Annotated in this window: 21 protein-coding genes; 11 read left to right on the top strand and 10 right to left on the bottom strand. The window is 59.8% G+C overall.

Going from position 1 to position 18,104, the window contains the following annotated elements; all coding sequences use genetic code 11:
- Positions 1-117: 117 nt before the first annotated feature.
- Positions 118-777 (bottom strand): glutathione S-transferase family protein, encoded by a 660-nt coding sequence (locus AB4O41_RS17975; RefSeq protein WP_460144144.1) that lies wholly within the window; start codon positions 775-777, stop codon positions 118-120.
- A gap of 125 nt (positions 778-902) precedes the next feature.
- On the opposite strand from AB4O41_RS17975, the gene AB4O41_RS17970 reads away from it, so the two are divergent.
- The 3 genes from AB4O41_RS17970 (at position 903) to AB4O41_RS17960 (ending at position 4,783) form a co-directional block, all read left to right on the top strand.
- On the top strand, positions 903-1,187 hold the full coding sequence (locus AB4O41_RS17970) for a hypothetical protein (protein WP_460144143.1): 285 nt from the start codon (positions 903-905) through the stop codon (positions 1,185-1,187).
- Positions 1,188-1,496: 309 nt separating this feature from the next.
- A complete protein-coding gene (locus AB4O41_RS17965) occupies positions 1,497-1,742 on the top strand; it encodes a TIGR02647 family protein (protein ID WP_007894898.1) in 246 nt (81 codons plus the stop codon).
- 194 nt (positions 1,743-1,936) lie between these two features.
- Entirely contained in the window at positions 1,937-4,783 is a 2,847-nt protein-coding gene (locus AB4O41_RS17960; protein WP_460144142.1) for a class I adenylate cyclase, read from the top strand.
- A 7-nt stretch (positions 4,784-4,790) separates the two neighbouring features.
- On the opposite strand, the gene rnk is transcribed toward AB4O41_RS17960, so the two are convergent.
- The 3 genes from rnk to cyaY form a co-directional block, all read right to left on the bottom strand.
- Complete coding sequence (rnk, locus tag AB4O41_RS17955; RefSeq protein WP_034147684.1) at positions 4,791-5,201, bottom strand: nucleoside diphosphate kinase regulator; 411 nt, start codon at positions 5,199-5,201, stop codon at positions 4,791-4,793.
- A gap of 247 nt (positions 5,202-5,448) precedes the next feature.
- On the bottom strand, positions 5,449-5,667 hold the full coding sequence (locus AB4O41_RS17950; protein WP_460144141.1) for a DUF1289 domain-containing protein: 219 nt from the start codon (positions 5,665-5,667) through the stop codon (positions 5,449-5,451).
- Positions 5,668-5,671: 4 nt separating this feature from the next.
- The gene (gene cyaY / locus AB4O41_RS17945) at positions 5,672-6,004 is read right to left on the bottom strand and encodes an iron donor protein CyaY (RefSeq protein WP_460144140.1); all 333 of its coding nucleotides are present in this window, start codon (positions 6,002-6,004) and stop codon (positions 5,672-5,674) included.
- Between the two features lie 296 nt (positions 6,005-6,300).
- Here cyaY and lptM point away from each other — a divergent pair, with 296 nt between their 5' ends.
- The 6 genes from lptM to AB4O41_RS17915 are packed head-to-tail and all read left to right on the top strand — an operon-like array spanning position 6,301 to position 10,905.
- Positions 6,301-6,471, top strand: coding sequence for an LPS translocon maturation chaperone LptM (gene lptM / locus AB4O41_RS17940; RefSeq protein WP_074871901.1), 171 nt, complete (start codon positions 6,301-6,303; stop codon positions 6,469-6,471).
- Between the two features lie 9 nt (positions 6,472-6,480).
- A complete protein-coding gene (gene lysA, locus AB4O41_RS17935) occupies positions 6,481-7,728 on the top strand; it encodes a diaminopimelate decarboxylase (protein WP_460144139.1) in 1,248 nt (415 codons plus the stop codon).
- Positions 7,729-7,732: 4 nt separating this feature from the next.
- Positions 7,733-8,563, top strand: a complete 831-nt coding sequence (gene dapF, locus AB4O41_RS17930) for a diaminopimelate epimerase (RefSeq protein ID WP_460144138.1) — start codon at positions 7,733-7,735, stop codon at positions 8,561-8,563.
- 13 nt (positions 8,564-8,576) lie between these two features.
- Complete coding sequence (locus tag AB4O41_RS17925; RefSeq protein ID WP_460144137.1) at positions 8,577-9,302, top strand: DUF484 family protein; 726 nt, start codon at positions 8,577-8,579, stop codon at positions 9,300-9,302.
- Positions 9,303-9,304: 2 nt separating this feature from the next.
- Positions 9,305-10,204 (top strand): tyrosine recombinase XerC, encoded by a 900-nt coding sequence (xerC, locus tag AB4O41_RS17920; RefSeq protein ID WP_460144136.1) that lies wholly within the window; start codon positions 9,305-9,307, stop codon positions 10,202-10,204.
- A complete protein-coding gene (locus tag AB4O41_RS17915) occupies positions 10,201-10,905 on the top strand; it encodes an HAD family hydrolase (protein WP_460144135.1) in 705 nt (234 codons plus the stop codon). Before xerC ends, AB4O41_RS17915 begins: the two co-directional genes overlap by 4 nt.
- A gap of 185 nt (positions 10,906-11,090) precedes the next feature.
- Here AB4O41_RS17915 and sutA read toward each other — a convergent pair whose 3' ends face one another.
- From sutA to glnK, 4 genes are all read right to left on the bottom strand, one after another.
- The gene (gene sutA, locus AB4O41_RS17910) at positions 11,091-11,414 is read right to left on the bottom strand and encodes a transcriptional regulator SutA (RefSeq protein ID WP_030129119.1); all 324 of its coding nucleotides are present in this window, start codon (positions 11,412-11,414) and stop codon (positions 11,091-11,093) included.
- 104 nt (positions 11,415-11,518) lie between these two features.
- Positions 11,519-11,944 carry a secondary thiamine-phosphate synthase enzyme YjbQ gene (locus AB4O41_RS17905; protein ID WP_007989493.1) on the bottom strand — a complete coding sequence of 142 codons (426 nt, stop codon included), beginning with the start codon at positions 11,942-11,944 and terminating at the stop codon, positions 11,519-11,521.
- A 214-nt stretch (positions 11,945-12,158) separates the two neighbouring features.
- Positions 12,159-13,496 carry an ammonium transporter gene (locus AB4O41_RS17900; RefSeq protein ID WP_460144134.1) on the bottom strand — a complete coding sequence of 446 codons (1,338 nt, stop codon included), beginning with the start codon at positions 13,494-13,496 and terminating at the stop codon, positions 12,159-12,161.
- 35 nt (positions 13,497-13,531) lie between these two features.
- Entirely contained in the window at positions 13,532-13,870 is a 339-nt protein-coding gene (gene glnK, locus AB4O41_RS17895) for a P-II family nitrogen regulator (protein WP_002555808.1), read from the bottom strand.
- A 416-nt stretch (positions 13,871-14,286) separates the two neighbouring features.
- Between glnK and AB4O41_RS17890 the strand changes: the two genes are divergently transcribed.
- The gene (locus tag AB4O41_RS17890; RefSeq protein ID WP_007894783.1) at positions 14,287-14,553 is read left to right on the top strand and encodes an accessory factor UbiK family protein; all 267 of its coding nucleotides are present in this window, start codon (positions 14,287-14,289) and stop codon (positions 14,551-14,553) included.
- A gap of 112 nt (positions 14,554-14,665) precedes the next feature.
- Here AB4O41_RS17890 and AB4O41_RS17885 read toward each other — a convergent pair whose 3' ends face one another.
- A complete protein-coding gene (locus AB4O41_RS17885; protein WP_460144133.1) occupies positions 14,666-14,914 on the bottom strand; it encodes a HigA family addiction module antitoxin in 249 nt (82 codons plus the stop codon).
- Between the two features lie 339 nt (positions 14,915-15,253).
- Here AB4O41_RS17885 and AB4O41_RS17880 point away from each other — a divergent pair, with 339 nt between their 5' ends.
- Positions 15,254-16,747: a YifB family Mg chelatase-like AAA ATPase gene (locus tag AB4O41_RS17880; protein ID WP_460144132.1), complete on the top strand. Its 1,494-nt coding sequence runs from the start codon at positions 15,254-15,256 to the stop codon at positions 16,745-16,747.
- An 80-nt stretch (positions 16,748-16,827) separates the two neighbouring features.
- Here AB4O41_RS17880 and glyA read toward each other — a convergent pair whose 3' ends face one another.
- Positions 16,828-18,093, bottom strand: coding sequence for a serine hydroxymethyltransferase (glyA, locus tag AB4O41_RS17875; protein WP_460144131.1), 1,266 nt, complete (start codon positions 18,091-18,093; stop codon positions 16,828-16,830).
- Positions 18,094-18,104 lie beyond the last annotated feature (11 nt).

The raw sequence follows: 18,104 nt of genomic DNA, 5'->3' as shown, positions 1-18,104 counted from the left end.
CATCGCGGGCAAGCCCGCTCCCACAAGGATCTCCGACCGGCCAGAAATTTTTGCCAGACGGTTAAACCTGTGGGAGCGGGCTTGCCCGCGATGACTGACTTCAGAACACTACAAAACCTACTTCTTCGACGCGATCATCTCCAGAAACGCTGGCATCGCCGCGTCCTTGTCCTTTGCGATCTGCTGCACATGCGGATTCTGCCCCAGACGTTCCAGCAGCGCCCTGGCCGCCGGCATCTCAGCCAACAGATCGATATCGAACAGCTTCTGCGCCACGGCACAGGCCATCGGCACGCTGTACAGGAAATACAAATCCGCAATGCTGAGACTGTCGCCTGCTACGTAAGGAGCGAACTTGCCGTGCCTGCCCAGCGAGGCGAACCCCAGCAGCAGCTCGGCCTTGGTCTTGTCCTTGATCGCCTCCGGCACAGACATGCCGAAAAACGCTTCGGGGTAGCAGGCGCGCGCCGGCAGTTCGATGTACAACTCGATTTCCTTGGCCAAAGCCAGCGCCTGCGCTCGTTCAAAGGGCTCGCTCGGCAGCAGTGGCATACCTTTCTGGCTCTGCTCGAGGTACTCGATAATCACGCTGGTTTCGTTGATGAAACCTTGTTCGACACCCAGCACCGGAACCTTCCCACGTGGGCTGATGGCTAGCGTCTCGGGGGTAGTGCCTGGGTAAAATGGCACTTCTTCAAATGGCAGTCCCTTCTCCAGCAACGCCAGCTTGACCATGTTGTAGTAGTTGCTGACGCAAAATCCATAAAGCTTGAGCATTACATAGCCTCCAGGCCGTGCAGGGGGTTGGCAGCGCCAGTTATAGAACGCCCGGGCACTTCTTGCCAGCAGCATCACAGCGCTGAATGCGGGTAAACTGGCCGCCTTTCCTTGAGGAGCCTGCCATGAGCGAGCCAACTGATATCGAGATCGACGAAGAAGAGTTCGCCGAAAACACTCTGATCGAAGCGATTGAAAACCAGATCGAAAGCGACAACCCACCGGCCGCCAAGGCGACCTTCAACAAGCTGACCCTGGTGGGTTACGAGCGTGAAGAAATCCTCAATCTGATGGCTCACGTGCTGGCAGTGGAAATCGACGCGATCCTCGAAGAAGACCGCGCGTTCAACACCCAATGGTACGAAGCTGCGCTGCGCGCGCTGCCAGAGTTGCCGCCGGAAAAGCAATAAGCCAGCCCTGTCACGGGGCTTTTGTGGCGAGGGAGCTTGCTCCCGTTCGGCTGCGCAGCAGTCGCAAAGCTTTTGGGGCCGCTTCGCGCCCCAACGGGAGCAAGCTCCCTCGCCACAGGTAACCCCCCTCGCCACGGAAGCCCGCCTCCACATGGATTGTCACCCATCAGTACAGCCTTGCCCCAGACGCTGACTAAACCGCAAACCACCCCAAGACGAAAAAACCCTGTAGCCAGCACTGGACATGCCGCACCAGCGAGTTCACCTTAGGAGCGCTATCGTCTAATTCCTAGAAAGTCTGGAGTCCTTATGTCGCTTACCCCTGAGTTGGTTGCCGAACTGGAAATCCTCGCCCTCTTCAACCTGGACAGCTCCCAGGAAGGTTTGAAAATTCATCAGACCGCTGCCCCGAAAGCCATTGCCGCTGCCCAAAGACTGTTCGACAAAGAATTGATCACCCAGCCCGATGGCGGTTATCTGACCAGCCTGGGGCGTGATGCTGCACAAAATGTGCAAACCGTTCTAACCATTCTGTCCGTGCGCGAAACAGCCTGAGCCTCACCGCATCGCCCACGGAAACCTCTGTCACGGGATTTCCGCGGGCACACTTTGGTGCCCGCTGTCGCCGTGCGATAGGAACCTGACGCCAGAAAGACAAAATCAGCTTAAAAGTCACGGTGCCGAGGCGCTAAACTGCCCCTCATCCCGAGCCCTCCACGTCCGAGCCCCGCGAGCCGGATTGAGCTGACATGACCCGCACCCATGAAATCCGCCCCGATCTGGACGAGGGAATCGACCGCAAGGTTCTCAGCCAGCTGCGCGCCCGTTTTCTGAAGCTCAACGAGGGCCGCATGGCACGCGCCATGGAAGGGCTGTCGACCCGCCAGCAAACGGTTCTGACCCTGCTGCCGCTGTTTTTCCATGTCAATCATCCGCTGTTGCCGGGTTACGTTTCGGGCAGCACCCCGGCCGGGCTGTCAAATTTCGAACCTGACGCCAACGCCCTCGCCGAAGCCCAGCGCCTGACTCGCTCGTTTTCCTATAAGCCGCGCCACGGCAGCAATCCGCCGCGACCGATCCACGGCCTGTTCCTGATGGGCAGCCTCGGCACCCTTGCCCAGGCCGACCAGAGCGATATGGACGTATGGGTCTGTCACGGGCCGGACTTGAGCGAAAGCGAGCTCACAGAGTTGCGCAAGAAATGCCAGTTGCTAGAGATATGGGCCGCCGGCCAGGGTGCCGAGGCGCATTTCTTCCTGATCGACCCTGCTCGCTTCGTGCTCGGTGAGCGCGATACCCAACTGAGTTCGGAAGACTGTGGCACCACCCAGCACTACCTGCTGCTGGACGAGTTCTACCGCACCGCGATCTGGCTGGCCGGCCGTACACCCATCTGGTGGCTGGTGCCGGTTTACGAAGAGGCGGCGTACGACCGGTATACCCACACGCTGTTATCCAAACGTTTTATCCGTGCCGACGAAACCCTGGACCTGGGGCATCTGGCGTATATCCCGCCCGGGGAATTCATCGGTGCCGGGCTCTGGCAGTTGTTCAAAGGCATTGAGTCACCGTACAAATCAGTGCTCAAACTGCTGCTGACCGAGGTCTACGCCAGCGAACACCCCAAGGTCCAGTGCCTGAGCCTGCGCTTCAAGCAGGCGGTGTTTGCCAATCGACTGGATCTCGACGAACTGGATCCATACATCGTGGTTTACCGGCGTATCGAGGAATACCTCGCGGCCCGGGGCGAACCGGAACGGCTGGAGCTGGTACGCCGCGCGCTGTACCTGAAGGTCAATCGCAAACTCACCGGCAGCAGCGGTCGCACTCAGAACTGGCAGCGCTCGTTACTCGAACGCCTGGCCCACGAATGGCACTGGGATCAGCGTCAGCTCGCATTGCTCGACAGCCGCAGCCAGTGGAAAGTCCGCCAGGTCAGCGCCGAACGCAGGGCCCTGGTCGGCGAGCTGAATTACAGCTACCGCTTCCTGACGCAGTTTGCCCGCAACGAACAGACCGTCAGCCTGATCAACAAGCGCGACCTCAATGTACTGGGCCGGCGGCTGTACGCGGCTTTCGAGCGCAAGGCCGACAAGATCGAATTCATCAACCCGGGCATTGCCCCCGATCTGGCCGAAGACACTCTGACGCTGGTGCAGGCGCCGAACAAAAAAGAACCGGGGCAAACCCAATGGGGTTTGTACAACGGCAGCCTGACCATTCATGAGTGGGAGCATTTCGCGCCGATCAAGCGCAGTCGTCAGTTACTGGAACTGCTCACCTGGTGCCACCGCAACGGCGTGATCGACAGCAGCACCCGCCTGGCCCTGCACCCCGGCACCAGCGACTTGAGCGAGTTCGAATTGTTCAACCTGCTCGGCAGCCTGCAACAAAGCATCGCCCTGCCCCTGACCACTGTCGCCGAAGAGCCTTTGCTGCGCGCCAGTGTGCCGAGCGAAATACTGATTCTGGTGAACGTCGGCGTCGATCCGCTCAGGCACCATCGCGACCTGAACATCCTGATGACCACCGAGCGCACCGACTCCCTGAGCTATGCCGGCGTGCGGGAAAACCTGGTGCTGACCCTGGACCAAGTCACGCTCAATAGCTGGAACGAGGTGCTGGTCAGCCGTTTTGACGGTCCCCACGCCCTGCTTGACTGCCTGCGCGATTACCTCAACAACCTGCCGGACGGGCCACAACAGCCCAAACTGCGGGTGCGTTGTTTCTGCCACAACCGCGCGCAATTCATTGCGCGGCGGGTCGAAGAAATCCTCGACACCGCGCAGAACCTGCTGCTGAGCAAACTCAATCATCGTTACCTGATTCAGGTCCAGCAGCACTACCACGTGCTGGAGCTGGTGCCGGGCCAGGTCAGTCACGTCGCCCTCGCCACACTGCCGGCGCTGTTCGACTACCTCGGCGAAGAACTGCCGAGCTACAGCCCGTTTCATCTGGACCCGATGGCACTGGAAGACCACGATCTGGCGCTGATCCTGCCCATGGGGCAACCCGACTGCGTTCAGGTGTTCTACCGGATCAATGAGTACCAGGCCGATTTGTATGTGCTCGATGAATTCAATGCCTTGTGGCAGCAGCGTTTGCCCTATCACGATGAACAGAGCCTGTTGGTGCCGCTGCAACGCTTCCTGCAATCGATCCAGTACCGGCGCGATGCCTTGCTGCCGATAGACGCCGCCCAGCCACTGAGCCTGGAGACTTTGTATTACCAGTTGTTGCCTTCAGGTCCCACGCGGGCGCGTCGGGTCGAAGCCCGGCCGACACCGCAAACACCGCTCAACAAACCGTTCTATGACGTGCAGGCCATCGTCGGCAAAGCCGCACCGGGGCAGGTGCAGGTCACCTTGTATTGCAATCAGCGGGAATTTTCCGAGCTGGAACATGGCGATCAGTTGTTCACCGCAGTCGCGGGGGAAATCGTCGAGCAGCGTCGCGAGACAGAACGCTACCGCTGCTACATCACCGACCTGGACCTGTCGGGCCTGCTCGGTGATGGTCAGGGTTCAAGCCATCTGTATCTGCGCTACAAGGCCGACCTGGAACGCGCACTGAACGAGGCGCTCGAGCAGGTCTGAAGGGATGTTATTCCGGGAAGTCGCCGCCATGAGCAGGCTGCGATTCAACTTCCAGCAGGGTCAGTTTCAAGGTCTTGCCGCCCGGTGCCGGCCAGTCGATGTGCTGGCCAACCTTCAGGCCGAGCAAGGCACTGCCCACCGGCGCCAGAATGGAAATCCGGCCTTCGTCGGCGTTGGCATCCTTGGGGTAAACCAGGGTCAGGTGATAGTCCTTGCCGCTGCTCTCTTCACGGCAATGCACTCGGGAATTCATGGTCACGACATCGGCGGGCACTTCATCGTGACCGACCAGAGTATCGGCGCGATCCAGTTCGGTTTGCAGCGCGATAACGCCCGGCAGCGTGTCATCCAGGCTGTCGATCAGGCGCTCCAGACGTTGTACGTCCAGACGGGTAAGGGTGATGGAAGGTGCGGTCATGATCAGGGCAGACTCCTTTCTTCTGCACGAAAAAAGCAAAACCCCGCCAGAAAAAGGCGGGGTTTTCACGAGCCTCGATGGGTTGAGGCGTCTCTGGACACTATCACAGCTCAATAAATATACAAGCCGCCACCCGGCGGCGTAGGAGCTGTTGCAGGCTGCGATCTTTTGATCTTGATTTTTTACGGATCCGATATCGCTGAAAATCAAGAGATCGCAGCCTTCGGCAGCTCCTACAGGGGCCGGGTCAGCCTCTATTCTTGCGGTCGAGGGCTGATGTGCAAATCACCCGCCGCCGCTCATCATCTGCCGAGCGCCATTCGCGAATATCTTCGACATGGCGGAAACACCCCAGGCAGACCTTCTGTTCATCCAGCCGACACACACCGCTGCACGGCGAAGGCACCGCCGGGCTAACATTGCTGTAAAGCGGTTTGGGCGGACGAACGGGCGCAGGCGGGGTCACGATCTCACAGACCTTCGAAATCGAGTTCGACGTCGGCTTGCTGCTTGACGATGCGCTCAAGCATCTCACCGAGCTGCTCTTCACTCTTGTCACACATCCAGCGCTCGCTTTCTGCGTCGTAATCAAAGTGGAAGCCTCCGGATACCGCCGCCAGCCACAGCTGACGCAGCGGTTCCTGACGACTGAAGATCAATTGGCTGCCGTTTTCGAACTTGACGGTGAGCACACCGGCCGAGCTCTCCAGATCTACATCCAGGCCACTCTCGTCGAAAATATCCTCCAGCGACTGCTGGGTTGCATCGACCAGGTCGTGAAAACGGGCTTCGGTCAAACTCATTGCGGGAACCTCAAAAAGTGTCTACTCACGCTCAAGCGCCGCAAGATACGGGCGAGCCCCGGCGAATGCAAAGAATAACAACCTGTGAGAGCGAGCCTGCTCGCGAATGGCCGGTACATTCAACCTATTCGTTGCCTGACACACCGCTTTCGCGAGCAGGCTCGCTCCCACAATGGACTGCACATAACTTACTGGCATCAGGCCAAGCCCCGCCGGACGGGAGCCGCGTCACATAGGCAAGCTGCCGGGTGGCCGGTATACTCCGGCGCAATTAACGCATTTTCAAGGATTTCGCCATGAAGCGCCTGATCTCTTCCCTTGCTGCGCTCGTCGCGGTCGCCTGCCTTGTATCGGCCTGTGGTCAAAAAGGCCCGCTGTACCTGCCTGATGAAAATCAGGATCCTGCAGAGCAAGCCAAATCGTCGCAGCAGACTCCGTCGAAAGCACACAAGCACGACGTCTACTAAGGGAACGCTATGGACGCTTTTAACTACCGTGACGGTGAGCTGTTCGCGGAAGGGGTTGCCCTGTCCGCCATCGCCGAACGCTTTGGTACACCGACTTACGTCTACTCCCGTGCCCACATCGAAGCCCAGTACCTGGCTTACGCCGATGCGCTGGCCGGCATGCCGCACCTGGTCTGCTTTGCGGTCAAGGCCAACTCCAACCTGGGCGTGCTGAATGTCCTGGCGCGTTTGGGCGCCGGTTTCGACATCGTTTCCCGTGGCGAGCTGGAACGTGTACTGGCCGCCGGTGGCAGCGCCGATAAGATCGTGTTCTCCGGTGTCGGCAAGACCCGTGACGACATGCGTCGCGCGCTGGAAGTCGGTGTGCATTGCTTCAACGTCGAGTCCACCGATGAGCTCGAACGCCTGCAAGTGGTGGCTGCCGAGCTGGGCGTTCGCGCGCCGATCTCGTTGCGCGTGAACCCGGACGTCGATGCCGGCACTCATCCGTACATCTCCACTGGTCTGAAGGAAAACAAGTTCGGCATCGCCATCGCCGACGCCGAAGACGTGTATGTCCGTGCCGCACAACTGCCTAACCTGGAAGTGGTCGGCGTCGATTGCCACATCGGTTCGCAACTGACCACCCTGCCGCCGTTCATCGACGCCCTCGACCGCCTGCTGGGCCTGGTCGACCGCCTCGGCGACTGTGGCATTTACCTGCGCCACATCGATCTCGGTGGTGGTTTGGGCGTGCGTTATCGCGATGAAGTGCCGCCATTGGCTGCCGACTACATCAAAGCCGTGCGCGAGCGTCTCGACGGTCGTGACCTGGCGCTGGTGTTCGAGCCGGGCCGTTTCATCGTTGCCAACGCTGGCGTGCTGCTGACCCAGGTCGAGTACCTCAAGCACACCGAGCACAAAGACTTCGCCATCGTCGACGCGGCCATGAACGACCTGATCCGCCCGGCGCTGTATCAAGCCTGGATGGACGTCACCGCCGTGCGCCCGCGCAACAGCACCGCTCGCGCCTACGACATCGTCGGCCCGATCTGCGAAACCGGCGACTTCCTGGCCAAGGATCGTCAACTGGCCCTGGAAGAAGGCGACCTGCTGGCCGTGCATTCGGCCGGTGCCTATGGGTTTGTCATGAGTTCCAACTACAACACCCGCGGCCGTGCCGCTGAAGTGTTGGTGGACGGTGATCAGGCATTTGAAGTGCGTCGCCGTGAGACGGTAGCTGAGTTGTTTGCTGGCGAAAGCCTGCTGCCGGAGTAAAACCATGCTGCTGCGTTTTACCAAGATGCACGGCCTGGGCAACGACTTCATGGTCCTCGACCTGGTCAGCCAGCACGCGCACATCCTGCCAAAACACGCAAAGCTTTGGGGCGATCGGCACACGGGGATCGGTTTCGACCAGTTGCTGATCGTCGAAGCGCCGAGCAACCCGGACGTGGATTTCCGCTATCGGATCTTCAATTCCGACGGCTCCGAAGTGGAACAGTGCGGCAACGGTGCGCGCTGTTTCGCCCGCTTCGTGCTTGACAAGCGCCTGACCGCCAAGCGGTTGATTCGCGTCGAGACCAAAAGCGGCATCATCGAACTGGACATCCGCAACGATGGCCAGATCAGCGTCAACATGGGCGCCCCGCGCCTGGTGCCGGCCGAGATTCCGTTCGAAGCCCCGAGCCAGGCCCTGAGTTATCAAGTCGACGTCGACGGCACCACGGTCGAACTGGCCGCAGTGTCCATGGGCAACCCCCATGCTGTGTTGCGGGTCAGCGACATCAACAACGCACCGGTGCATGAACTGGGACCGAAAATCGAACATCACCCGCGCTTCCCGGCGCGGGTCAATGTCGGTTTTCTCCAGATCATCGACCGGAGCCGCGCGCAGTTGCGCGTCTGGGAACGCGGGGCCGGGGAAACCCAGGCGTGCGGAACCGGCGCCTGTGCTGCCGCAGTGGCCGCGATCAGCCAGGGGTGGATGGATTCACCGCTATTGATCGACCTGCCTGGCGGGCGTCTGTCCATTGAATGGGCAGGCCCAGGCCAACCGGTCATGATGACCGGCCCGGCAGTGCGCGTATACGAAGGACAAGTGCGTCTTTGAGTGAGCGAAATCCATGACCGACAAGCCCCAGGTTCCCGCCCTACAGCCCGACGAATCCCCTTCCGAAAGCCTTGAGGCGGCGGCGATTGCCGCGTACCTGGAGGCTCATCCGGATTTCTTCATCGAGCACGAAGAACTGCTCCCGGCCCTGCGCATTCCGCACCAGCGCGGCGACACCATTTCGCTGGTCGAACGCCAGATGACGATTCTGCGCGACCGCAACATCGAGCTGCGTCATCGCCTCTCGCATTTGATGGACGTGGCCCGCGACAACGACCGCCTCTTCGACAAGACCCGCCGCCTGATCCTCGCGCTGATGGACGCCACCAGCCTGGAAGATGTCGTGATCAGCGTCGAAGACAGCCTGCGCCAAGACTTCCAGGTGCCCTTCGTCAGCCTGATCCTGCTGGGCGACAACCCGATGCCGGTGGGTCGCTGGGTAACGCATGCCGACGCGCAAACGGCCATTGGCGGCTTGCTCTCGGAAGACAAAAGCGTCAGCGGCAGCCTGCGCGAACACGAACTGGACTTCCTGTTCGGCGAAGAACAGCGCAAGCAGATCGGCTCCACCGCCGTCGTCGCCATCAGCCATCAGGGCATCCACGGCGTTCTGGCCATCGCCAGCCGTGATCCGCAGCACTACAAGAGCTCGGTGGGTACGCTGTTCCTGAGTTACATCGCCGAAGTCATGGGCCGCGTGCTGCCACGGGTCAACAACTCCCTGCGCTCGGTACGCTGACCATGGAACGACAACTGGACGCTTACTGCGAACACCTGCGCAGTGAGCGGCAGGTGTCGCCGCACACGCTGTACGCCTACCGCCGCGACCTCGACAAGGTCCTGGGCTGGTGCGTCAAACAGAACATCAACAGCTGGGCCGCGCTGGACATCCAGCGCCTGCGCAGCCTGATCGCTCGCCTGCATTCCCAAGGTCAATCGTCCCGCAGCCTGGCGCGTCTGCTGTCGGCAGTGCGCGGGCTCTATCACTACCTGAACCGCGAAGGTTTGTGCGACCACGACCCGGCCAATGGCCTGGCACCGCCCAAGGGCGAGCGCCGCCTGCCGAAAACCCTCGACACCGACCGCGCGCTGCAACTGCTTGAGGGCGCAGTGGAGGATGATTTTCTGGCGCGTCGGGATCAGGCGATTCTGGAACTGTTCTATTCCTCAGGCCTGCGCCTCTCCGAACTGACCGGGCTCAACCTTGATCAGCTGGACCTGGCTGACGGCATGGTCCAGGTGCTCGGCAAGGGCAGCAAGACCCGGCTGTTGCCAGTGGGCAAAAAGGCTCGCGAAGCGCTGGAGTTGTGGCTGCCACTGCGAGCCATGACCAACCCGGCGGACGACGCGGTGTTTGTCAGCCAGCAAGGCCGGCGCCTCGGCCCTCGGGCGATTCAGGTGCGGGTCAAGGCCGCCGGCGAGCGCGAACTGGGACAGAACCTGCATCCGCACATGTTGCGACACTCCTTCGCCAGCCATTTGCTGGAGTCCTCTCAGGACTTGCGGGCGGTGCAGGAACTGCTCGGCCACTCGGACATCAAGACCACCCAGATCTATACCCACCTGGACTTCCAGCACCTGGCGACGGTCTACGACAGCGCCCATCCACGGGCCAAACGCATTAAAGGCGATGATTCATGACCCTCCAATTGATCACCTTCGACCTCGACGACACCCTGTGGGACACCGCCCCGGTGATCGCCAGCGCCGAAGTCGTATTGCGTGAATGGCTGACCGAGCATGCACCGAACCTGGGCGCGGTGCCGGTAGAACATCTGTGGTCGATTCGCGAGCGGGTGCTGAGCAACGAACCGAACCTCAAACACCGCATCAGCGCCCTGCGTCGGCGGGTGCTGTTCCATGCACTTGAAGAATCCGGTTATGGACATAGTGAAGCATCCGACCTGGCCGATCAGGGTTTCGAAGTGTTTCTGCATGCGCGGCATCAGTTGGAGATCTTCCCGGAGGTGCAACCGACCCTGGAAATTCTGGCCAATCACTATGCGCTTGGCGTGGTGACCAACGGCAATGCCGATGTGCGGCGATTGGGGCTGGCGGATTACTTCAAGTTTGCGTTGTGCGCCGAAGACATCGGCATCGCCAAGCCGGATGCACGACTGTTTCATGAAGCGCTGCAGCGGGGCGGCGCGACCGCCGAAACAGCGGTGCATATCGGCGACCATCCCGGCGACGATATTGCCGGCGCCCAGCAGGCGGGGTTACGGGCAATCTGGTTTAACCCGGCGGGCAAGGTGTGGGAAGCCGAGAAGGCGCCGGATGCCGAGATTCGTAGCCTGACCGAATTGCCGGGGTTGTTGGCGCGGTGGAATTCGGTTTTGTAACGGCTTTGAGATCGCCTTCGCGGGCAAGCCTCGCTCCTACAGGATTTGCGTCGTGCGCGATATTTGCGAACGACACAAACCTGTAGGAGCGAGGCTTGCCCGCGAAGCTCTTCGGCCCATTTATCCTTCCCCATGAAAAAGCCCGCAGCGACGGCGGGCTTTTTCAGCAAGCAAGAAGCAGGCGTTTAGATAGGCCGGCTGCCGTACTTGTTATCCGGCTTCTTGGGAGGATCGGCGACCACATTGGCCTCCACTTCCTGCACCTTGCCGCCGCGCGCAAGAAACTCTTCCATGGCCTTGGCCAGGGCGTCGCGTTCCTTGTTCTTGGCTTCGACGCTCGGCAGCTCATCGACCGATACCGCAGCCTTGGCCTTGCCTTTGGCGGTCGGAACGGGCGTATCACCGCCGTCATCTTCAGCAACGTCTTCTGCCGCTGCTTCAAGGCCTTCTTCGGTTTCGTCTTCGTCGCCTACTTCGAGGTCGTCGTTTTCCAGATCATCGTCGCTCATGTTCTACCTCATGACTTGCGAAAAGCAGATTAGTTATAGCCCAGCTTTGCCGTCTGTCGACGGCTGCCGGAAAAAAATCAACCACCGCTGGCAACCAGCGGTTTTCATGCCCCTTCACCGTGCACGGTGGCGAGGACTTTACGGGCACCGCCATGATCACGGTGCTCGCCCAGATAAACACCTTGCCAGGTCCCTAACGCCAGTCGGCCTGCCGAGATCGGCAAACTGAGCTGACAGCCAAGTACGCTGGCCTTGAAGTGCGCCGGGAGGTCGTCCAGGCCTTCGTCGTTATGCTCATAACCGTCTGTTCCTTGTGGGATCAGACGATTGAAAAATCGTTCGAAGTCGCGACGTACCGCCGGATCGGCGTTCTCGTTGATGGTCAACGACGCCGAGGTATGTTGTAGCCACAAATGCAACAGACCGACCCGACACGCCTTGAGTTCAGGCAAGCCTGCGAGTAATTCATCCGTTACCAGATGAAAGCCCCGGGGCCGTGCCCGCAGGGTAATCAGAGTCTGTTGCCACATACAGTTCTCCGCACGTTCGGGGCGCATTCTAGCGCGCTCTGTGAAAAAACAAAGGCCCTAATATTCCTTCAATCGTGTAAGCCATTGGCCGCAGAAAAACGCCCGTCGCAAACGCGACTGAACGTGTCAGAAAAAACCTTTCAGCCCTTCCTCCACTGACAAATCCCAGACAAAAAAATGCCCGGCAAGCCGGGCAAAATTTTCATGCGCGTGCTTACAAGTTGTAGCCGCGTTCGTTGTGGAGCGCCAGATCGATGCCGACCGCCTCTTCTTCATCAGTGACACGCAGACCCATGACGGCGTCCAGGACCTTGAGGATGATGAACGTGACGATCGCGGTGTAGATCACCGTGAAGCCCACGCCTTTGCACTGAATCCAGACTTGAGCAGCGATGTCGGTAACAGTGCCGAAACCGCCCAGCGATGGTGCCGCGAACACACCGGTCAGGATTGCGCCGAGGATACCGCCGATACCATGCACGCCGAAGGCATCCAGGGAATCGTCATAACCGAGTTTGCGTTTCAGGGTGGTGGCGCAGAAGAAGCACACTACGCCCGCCGCCAGACCGATCACCAGAGCGCCCATCGGGCCCACGGTGCCTGCCGCTGGAGTGATTGCAACCAGACCGGCCACCACACCCGAAGCGATACCCAGTGCGCTTGGTTTGCCGTGGGTGATCCACTCGGCAAACATCCAGCCCAGCGCCGCAGCAGCGGTGGCGATCTGGGTGACCAGCATCGCCATGCCGGCAGTGCCATTGGCGGCGGCAGCGGAACCGGCGTTGAAGCCGAACCAGCCGAACCACAACATCGCGGCGCCCATCAGGGTATAGCCAAGGTTGTGCGGAGCCATCGGGGTAGTCGGGAAGCCTTTGCGCTTGCCCAGTACCAGGCAGCAAATCAGACCGGCCACACCGGCGTTGATGTGCACGACAGTGCCGCCCGCGAAGTCGAGCACGCCCCAGTCCCACAACAGGCCGCCATTACCGGACCAGACCATGTGCGCAATCGGTGCGTAAACCAGAGTGAACCAGATCCCCATGAAGACCAGCATGGCGGAGAACTTCATCCGCTCGGCGAAGGCACCGACGATCAGCGCGGGGGTAATGATGGCGAAAGTCATCTGGAAGGTGACGAACACCGCCTCAGGAAACAGCGCCGCAGGCCCGGTCAGACTCGCAGGCGTGATGCCGGCGAGGAAGGCCTTGTTCAGACTCCCGAAGAACGAGTTGAAATTGATGACACCCTGTTCCATGCCGGTGGTGTCGAACGCAACGCTGTAGCCATAAATGACCCACAGAATGCTGATCAGACCGGTAATGGCGAAGCACTGCATCATCACGGAAAGAATGTTTTTCGAACGAACCATGCCGCCGTAGAACAGCGCGAGGCCGGGAATGGTCATGAACAGCACAAGGGCTGTCGAGGTCATCATCCAGGCGGTATCGCCGGAATTGAGGACTGGGGCCGCCACTTCGTCTGCCGCCATGGCCAGGCCGGGCATTACGAGGGACAACAGGGCTCCGAGCCCTGCGAATTTACGCAGAGTCATATTGTTTTCTCCTGGGGCGTTGGGTTTGTGGCGGCTTAGATTGCGTCGGTATCGGTTTCGCCGGTACGGATGCGAATCGCCTGTTCCAGATTGACCACGAAGATCTTGCCGTCACCGATCTTGCCGGTGTTGGCGGCCTTGGTTATCGCCTCGATAACCCGGTCCAGATCCTTGTCGTCAATGGCGACATCGATCTTCACCTTTGGCAGGAAATCGACCACGTACTCCGCGCCGCGATACAGCTCGGTGTGACCCTTCTGCCGACCGAAGCCTTTGACCTCAGTAACGGTAATGCCCTGCACGCCGATCTCGGACAGCGACTCGCGTACGTCGTCCAGTTTGAACGGCTTGATGATGGCAGTGACTAGCTTCATGAAAACTCTCTCCCGAATTGGTGGACTTGCCCCAGGAAAACAAACCCGACTCAAGTCTAAGCGCAGTGCCTGGCTTTGTAACGCATCGTCGGCCTTACCTGCCCGTCCGACGCCAGCGAACCACTCCGCACGAAACTTCCCCCGTTCCGCTTGGCGCACTGCATTCGTCACAGCGACTGCATCAGTGCATGGGTCACCAGCGACTAAGCAGAAAGCTTGCCATCTATCCAAAACCCATTGATTTCAATACCTTGGCCGCTGCCGAAGAACCTTTCGATCGATTGACACAACCCTTACGCACAACAACAGTGCGCGACTGCCCACTCGACTGCGCGAAAAGCGTGCATCGCAGCTGCCGAGAATGACTATAGACACTGCGTGATACACTGCCCGCCATTGTTGACAGGACATTTCCCATGCTCGCGCCCAAAGACTTCCTCGACGCCCTGAGCGGCACCGCCTCCCGCCTCTTCAGCGGCGACACCCCACTGCCAAAAAGCGAAATCGAAAGCCAGTTCAAGGCTCTGTTGCAGAGCGGCTTCAGCAAGCTGGACCTGGTGAGCCGGGAAGAGTTTGATAGCCAGATGGTTGTGCTGGCACGGACCCGGGCACGGTTGGAGAGCCTTGAGGCGAAAGTGGCTGAGCTGGAAGCGAAGCTGAATCCACCAGCTGACGCCGAGTAACCTGAGCATTCCCACGCTCTGCGCGGGAATGCCGCCAGGAACGCTCCGCGTTCCGCTCCAGATGTGACGCAGAGGGTCACGGGATGGATTCCCACGCAAAGCGTGGGAACGATCATTCAATGTGTTGATCGTAGGTCGATTGCAGGTTTAGCCAGAACTCAGGCGTGGTTTTCAGGTAGCGCGAGAGCTTCTTTGCGAGCTCAGGACTGATACCACTCTCCTGCATCACAAGGGCTTTCACGTCACCCGCGCCTTCATTCAACAAGCTAGCCAAACCAGCCGCCGTGATGCCCAGCGGCTCAAGAAACTCCTTTTCCAGGATTTCACCTGGATGAATCGGCCGCATTCCAGAATTGCTCATTTCTCCTCCTGAGGGATCGATTAGCTGTGATCATAAGCAGCCACCTCGATCCGACAAGTGCGTCGTCGAGTTTTCACCGAATTCCTTCATTTATCCAAGACCGGTCCTACAAAAAACTAGCTGCCGCGACTGATTACGCCTAAATATCAGCCGTAGCAGTTCCGAAGGCAGGCTCCGCTGGATCCTACGGATTGCATTACGGCTTAACTGACTGGAATCAGCTCGCCCCAGCAACATCCTGCGAAAGTTTGGTTACTCCGCCGCCACACAAAATCATCGGTCCACGACTACCCTTCAAAAACCGCAGGAAGCGGTCCCCGTATAGCTCAAGGAACGACCATGTCCCTCTCCATCGTCCATAGCCGCGCTCAGGTCGGCGTGGAAGCGCCCGCCGTTACCGTAGAAGTGCATTTGGCCAATGGCTTGCCGTCGCTGACCATGGTCGGTTTGCCTGAAGCCGCCGTGAAGGAAAGCAAGGATCGAGTGCGTAGCGCGATCATCAATTCAGGTCTGCAATTTCCGGCGCGGCGTATCACCTTGAATCTCGCCCCGGCCGATTTACCGAAGGACGGCGGACGGTTCGATCTGGCGATTGCCCTGGGGATTCTGTCGGCCAGTGTGCAAGTGCCAACATTGACGCTGGATGATGTGGAGTGTCTTGGGGAGTTGGCACTGTCGGGCGCGGTGCGGGCGGTTCGGGGTGTGTTGCCCGCTGCGCTGGCAGCACGCAAGGCCGGGCGTACGCTGGTGGTGCCGCGAGCGAATGCCGAGGAGGCCTGCCTGGCTTCAGGGCTGAAAGTGATTGCAGTGGATCATTTGCTGGAAGCCGTCGCGCATTTCAACGGCCACACGCCCATTGCCCCCTACGCTTCCAATGGTTTGCTGTACGCCAGCAAACCCTACCCCGACTTGAATGAAGTGCAAGGTCAGCTTGCAGCCAAACGCGCATTGCTGATCGCTGCCGCGGGAGGTCATAACCTGCTGTTTAGTGGTCCACCCGGCACGGGAAAAACGTTGTTGGCGAGTCGTCTGCCGGGGCTGTTACCACCATTGTCCGAGAGCGAAGCATTGGAAGTCGCGGCGATTCAATCCGTCGCCAGTTGTGTGCCACTGAGCCATTGGCCGCAGCGCCCCTTCCGACAGCCACACCATTCCGCTTCAGGCCCCGCACTGGTGGGCGGCGGCTCGAAACCGCAACCCGGCGAAATCACCCTCGCCCACCATGGCGTGCTGTTCCTCGATGAACTCCCGGAATTTGATCGCAAGGTGCTGGAGGTATTGAGAGAGCCACTGGAATCCGGCCACATCGTGATTTCCCGCGCCAAGGACCGCGTACGCTTCCCGGCGCGCTTTCAGCTAGTCGCCGCGATGAATCCCTGCCCCTGTGGATATCTTGGTGAGCCGAGCGGTCGTTGCTCCTGTACGCCGGACATGGTTCAGCGCTATCGCAACAAACTGTCGGGGCCGCTGCTGGACCGCATCGATCTGCATCTAACCGTAGCCCGGGAAAGCACGGCGCTGAACCCGATCAAAACCGGTGACGACACGGCCAGCGCTTCTGCCCTGGTCGCCCAGGCCCGGGAGCGCCAGCAACGGCGTCAGGGCTGCGCCAACGCCTTTCTCGACCTGTCAGGGCTGCGCCAGCATTGCGCGTTATCCAAAGCCGATGAAGGCTGGCTGGAAAGCGCCTGCGAGCGACTAACCCTTTCGCTTCGTGCCGCTCACCGCCTACTGAAAGTCGCCCGTACCCTGGCGGATCTGGAACAAGTAGACGCTATCGGTCGCTGCCACGTAGCCGAAGCACTGCAATATCGGCCATCAGCACCCAGCTAGAGACTCGACAGGTTGGCACCGGGCGTCTGGTTTTTCGCCCAATGATGACATCAGCCGGGTAATAGCCCGGAGCAAAAGGGTTAACGATAGACAGGATGACGGCGGCAGAGCTCCACCACCTGCTCACGCACGTGATGCCCCACCTTCTCGCTGTTGCCGTTTTCCAGGGCGTCCAGTACGTCGCACAACCAGCCCGCCAATTGTTCACATTCGATCACGCCGAAACCACGGGTGGTGATGGCCGGGGTACCGATGCGCAGCCCGGAGGTCACGAACGGTGAGCGCGGATCATTGGGCACCGAGTTCTTATTGGCGGTGATATAGGCGTTGCTCAGGGCCGCATCGGCTTCCTTGCCGGTATAAGGCCTGTCGGACAGGTCGATTAGCATCATGTGGTTATCGGTGCCACCGGAGACGATCTTGTAACCCCGCTCTTGCAGCACGACCGCCATGGCCCGGGCGTTGATCACCACCTGCGCCTGATAGGTTTTGAACTCCGGCCTCAGTGCTTCCTTGAAAGCGACGGCCTTGGCAGCGATCTGGTGCATCAATGGGCCGCCCTGAACACCCGGGAATACCGCAGAATCGAGCTTTTTGTAGAATGCTTCATCTTGCCCCTTGGACAAAATCAAGCCACCCCGTGGGCCCCGCAGGGTCTTGTGCGTAGTGCTGGTGACCACATGGGCGTGCGGCAATGGGTCCGGGTATTCTCCCGCGGCGACCAACCCTGCGACGTGGGCCATGTCGACCCAGAAAATGGCTCCGACCTTGTCGGCAATGGCCCGCATGCGCGCCCAGTCTTTGTACCGGGAGTAGGCAGAAAAACCACCGATCAGCATCTTCGGTCGAGTTTCCAGGGCAATACGCTCCATCTCGTCGTAGTCGAGAAAGCCCGTCTGCGGGTCAAGGCCATAAGGAACGATCTTGTAATGACGGCCCGAGAAGTTTGAAGGGTTACCGTGGGTCAGGTGCCCACCTTGGGCCAGGTTCATGCCCATCACCGTGTCGCCGGGATTGATCAATGCCAGGAATACCGCGGCGTTCGCCTGGGCACCCGCATGCGGCTGCACGTTGGCGTAGTCACAGTTGAACAGGGTCTTGACCCGCTCGATGGCCAGACGCTCGGCCACATCGACATACTCACAGCCGCTGTAATAGCGCTTGCCTGGATAGCCTTCGGCGTATTTATTGGTGAGCACGGTGCTCTGGATTTTCATCACCAGAGGGCTGGCGTAATTTTCGGAAGCGATCAGTTCGACGTGGTCCTCCTGACGATGTTCTTCGTTATGAATCGCCTCACACAGCTCGGCGTCGAATGCTTTAAGGGTCAGCGTTGAGTCGTACATCGGATTGGCTT

It is taken from the genome of Pseudomonas sp. S2_A02 (genome assembly GCF_054668495.1).
This window is presented reverse-complemented; position numbering and strand designations above follow the sequence as displayed.